The sequence below is a fragment of the Deferribacterota bacterium genome, from assembly GCA_034189185.1.
Lineage (GTDB): Bacteria > Chrysiogenota > Deferribacteres > Deferribacterales > UBA228 > UBA228.
This window is the reverse complement of record JAXHVM010000204.1, coordinates 1-2,940: the sequence shown is the minus strand read 5'-3', so window position 1 is coordinate 2,940 and position 2,940 is coordinate 1. Positions and strand designations below refer to the sequence as shown.

At 29.8% G+C, this 2,940-nt stretch carries 4 protein-coding genes; all 4 read left to right on the top strand.

What is annotated here, in order from left to right; all coding sequences use genetic code 11:
* Window positions 1–236 (top strand): helix-hairpin-helix domain-containing protein (locus SVN78_09905; protein MDY6821919.1); only part of this gene is annotated, 236 nt, incomplete at its 5' end.
* Between the two features lie 162 nt (window positions 237–398).
* A complete protein-coding gene (locus SVN78_09900; GenBank protein ID MDY6821918.1) occupies window positions 399–1,166 on the top strand; it encodes an epoxyqueuosine reductase in 768 nt (255 codons plus the stop codon).
* 1 nt (window position 1,167) lies between these two features.
* Entirely contained in the window at window positions 1,168–2,244 is a 1,077-nt protein-coding gene (locus SVN78_09895) for a lipocalin-like domain-containing protein (GenBank protein ID MDY6821917.1), read from the top strand.
* A 25-nt stretch (window positions 2,245–2,269) separates the two neighbouring features.
* Window positions 2,270–2,911, top strand: a complete 642-nt coding sequence (locus tag SVN78_09890) for an ABC transporter ATP-binding protein (GenBank protein ID MDY6821916.1) — start codon at window positions 2,270–2,272, stop codon at window positions 2,909–2,911.
* The last annotated feature ends 29 nt before the right edge of the window (window positions 2,912–2,940 follow it).

The following is a 2,940-nucleotide window of genomic DNA, read 5'->3' as shown; positions in this document are numbered from 1 at the left end:
ATATATTTTTAATATTTATTTTTTTTATTACAGTTGCTATAGCAAAAATAGATTTAAATAGCGCCACAAAAAAACAACTAATGTCATTGGATGGGATTGGTGAAGTAAAAGCTGAAGCAATAATAGAGTACAGAGAAAGGTATGGGAAGATTTATAGTATTGAAGAGCTTATAAATATTAATGGAATTGGTAAAAAGACAATAGAAAATATAAAAGGTGATGTGCTTCTAGAGTAGTTAATTTTTTATAAAAAAATAGGCATACAAAGCTTAATACTTTAGAGAAGTAATATTTAAAAAATCAATATGTGTATATCAAATCTTCATTAAGCCCAAATCTTTTAAACAATCATCTATTCGGCTTGTTTTTACTTTATTAAAATATTATCTTTGTTAATTATGAATAGAAAAGAGGTTGATCAAAAGATAAAAGAGTTTATTAGGGATTTTTCATCTATAAATGGTGGGGTAACAATATGGCGTAAGCCATTAATTGGTTATGCAAAAGCTTTAGATAGTTTATTTTACTCACTTAAAAAAGCAGTTAGTCCAAGTCATTTTTTACCAAGGGATCTTTTAGAGGATGGGCAAACAGTTATAGCTTATTTTTTGCCTTTTAAAAAAAATGTAGTAAAAACAAATTTAGAGAGTTCATATAGTTCTAGACAGTGGGCAAGGGCATATGTAGAAACCAATGAATTAATTTTTAAGTTAAATGTTTATATAAAGAATGAATTAAGTAGGTTTGGATATAATACTTATATTATTCCAGCAACTCATAATTTTAATGAAGATAGGTTGATAAGCAACTGGTCTCACAGACATGTTGCTTATATCGCAGGTTTGGGTACATTTGGTCTTAATAATATGTTAATAACCTCAAAGGGTTGTGCAGGAAGAATTGGCAGCCTTATAACAAATTTAAAAATTGAGCCTACAATAAGAAACAGTATTGAATATTGTCTTTATAAAAGTAAAGAAATATGTAGAAAGTGTATTGATAGATGTCCTACAGGTGCACTAAATATAAATTTTTTTGATAGATTTAAATGTTATGAAATGTTACTTGAAAATGCGAAATTACATGCTAGTTATGGTTTAGCAGATGTATGTGGAAAGTGTTGCGTAGGCCTACCATGTTCTTTTACAAACCCCAATAGCAAATAAAATGTTTTATAATAGATTTATGATTTATAGATATTTCTTGTTTTGTTTAATATTTATTAAGATACTTAGCCCTCCACTGTTATATTCAGAGGACTTTACTAAGTTAAGTAGTAATGATAGTGTTTCTATTCCAAGAGATCTCTATTATAGAGATAATTTTGCTTCTCAGTGGTGGTACTTTACAGGGCATTTAGAAAATGATAGCGGGAAGTCCTTTGGTTATGAGACTACCTTTTTTATTGTTAATGTAAATAATGAAAAATTTAAATCCCCTTTTGGACTAAATAGAGTATATATGTTGCACTCAGCAATTACTGATATTAACAAACATAAATATTACTACAAAAACACTTTATCAAGAGGAGCTTATAATGTTGCAGGTTTTTCAGCCGACAAGAAGATTGTCTGGGTGTTTGATAGCTATCTAAAAGGGAATATTGATAATTTTGAGATTTATTCTAAAAATGATAATTTTAGTATAAATTTAGAGTTAACTGCAATGAAAAATCCAGTTAAAAATGGTGACAATGGTTATTCAAGGAAGGTTGATAGCTGCGAGGAATGTGCATCCCTCTATTTTTCAATTACAAGACTTAAAACTACAGGAGAGATTAACTTAAATGGTAAAACATATAATGTGAAAGGTATCTCTTGGTTTGATAGAGAAATTAACTCAGATTATGATGCTACAAAAATAAAAGGATGGGACTGGTTTTCGGTACAGCTAAATGATGGCAGAGATATTATGTTATATCTTTTAAGAGATCAAGGTGGTGATATAGAAAATGTATCAATGGGAACGATAGTTTATCCTGATAGTTCATATAGAACAATCAAGTTAAAGGATTTTGATATCAAAGTTTTATCCCATTATAGGTCTAAAAAAACAGGTAAAAAATATCCCTCAAAGTGGTATATTAGAATACCTTCTGAAAACCTAGATTTAAAGGTAATTCCTCTTGTTAAGGATCAGGAGTTTATTCCATCAGAAATGAATATACCAATATATTGGGAAGGAGCATGTGTTGTTGAAGGATCAGTAAATGGTAAAGCCTATGTGGAGCTAACGGGATATTAGGATGAAAATTTATATGGAGATATAAATGTTGAGCGCAAAGAATATACATAAATATTATGGAGGCCAACATGTCTTAAAGGGAATAGATTTATACATTAAAAAAGGGGAATTCCTATGCATTATGGGCAGATCTGGAAGTGGCAAGACAACTTTGTTAAATATTTTAGCAGGTATGGATAGCCCAGATGTTGGCAGCATAACAATTGAAAATAAAAAATTAAATTTTGCTAATGATTTAGAGATGACTAAATATAGGCGTAAAAAGCTGGGTTTTATCTTCCAGTTTTTTAATTTATTAGATAATCTATCTCTTTTTGAAAATGTGAGAATACCGCTTTTATTAAATAAGAACTATAATAAAAACTATGTCTTTGAAGTATTAGAGAGGGTTGGTTTAAAAGGTTTAGAGAATAAATTACCTGCCCAGCTTTCTGGTGGTGAAAAACAAAGAGCTGCAATTGCAAGAGCGATAATACATAAACCCCATATTATATTTGCTGATGAACCAACGGGTAGCCTTGATAGTGAGACAAGTAATCAAATTTTAAGTTTACTAAAAGGTTTACACAGTGAGTCAAAGGTTACAATAATTTTGGTAACCCATGATGATGAAGTTGCAAGTTGGTCTAAGCGCATACTCTATCTAAGTGATGGGGTGTTAGAATAGGTGTATACATTAAAAATTTATTGGCAACT

Excerpts from the sequence above, each read along its gene's own strand:
- SVN78_09900 (MDY6821918.1), top strand. The coding sequence starts at position 399 with ATGAATAGAAAAGAGGTTGATCAAAAGATAAAAGAGTTTATTAGGGAT.
- SVN78_09895 (MDY6821917.1), top strand. The coding sequence starts at position 1,168 with ATGTTTTATAATAGATTTATGATTTATAGATATTTCTTGTTTTGTTTA.
- SVN78_09890 (MDY6821916.1), top strand. The coding sequence starts at position 2,270 with ATGTTGAGCGCAAAGAATATACATAAATATTATGGAGGCCAACATGTC.